A 913-nucleotide genomic window follows, 5' to 3' on the forward strand; every position below is an offset into this window, starting at 1 on the left:
CAATCTGCTCTAAATCCGCCCTGAGTCGTGTCACCAGTTCGTGTGATTGCATTGCGCGGCGATTCTTCTCTGCAAGAACGACTCGAAGCTCGCCTTGGTATGGTTCGCTGCGCATAAAGTAGTGGCGCACCATGCCGTTGAAATCCATTGGGGAAGCGGTGCCTGCAAAGCCCGACACACTTGTCACTTCCGGCACCGTCATTAAATAGTCCGTAAAGCTCGACAGCGCGTTGGACGTATCCACAAAGCTTGAAGACTCTGGCATGTTTAATACAAATTGGAACTCATTTTTATTGTCATAAGGCAGCAACTTGAGTGGAACTAAGCGAAGTGCTGGCAACAATGCTGCCAAGACGAACAACAAGGCAACCAAACCAAGGAAAAGCCATGCTTTCTTGCGGCTTTCAAGTAGCGGAATCAACACACCACGATACAAACGATACATCGGCGAAGATTGGATGTCATAGTGGCCGTTTTCCTCAGCACCTTTGAGTAGCTTCTTGGCAAGCCAAGGCGTGATCATAAACGCGACAACGGTACTAAAGATAACGCTTATAGGAACGTTGAACGCCAGTGGCGCCATGTAAGGCCCCATCATCCCAGTGATAAAAAACATCGGCGTAAACACGATCACGATTGCGACCGTCGACATTAACAAGGCGCTACGAATTTCTGCCATGGCGAGAACAATCGCATTGGTTCGTGTTAGATTTTTTCGTTTGAGGTAGCGTTCAATGTTGTCGATACTCGCGATCGGATCGTCCACGATCAAACCTAGCGCCAACATCAATGCAAAGAGTGTGACTCGGTTGATGGAATAGCCAAATGCCAAGTCCATCCCGAGCGCGGCACCATAGCTAATCGGAATCGCGATACCAACCACCAATGCGCTTCGCCAGTTCAAGAACAAACC

The 913-nt window shown here is 49.1% G+C and carries 1 protein-coding gene; it reads right to left on the bottom strand.

Annotated features, from left to right (window positions below):
• Positions 1-913 (bottom strand): efflux RND transporter permease subunit (locus R7O13_RS25070; protein ID WP_318304968.1); only part of this gene is annotated, 913 nt, incomplete at both ends.

Source organism: Vibrio sp. Y176 (assembly GCF_033438945.1).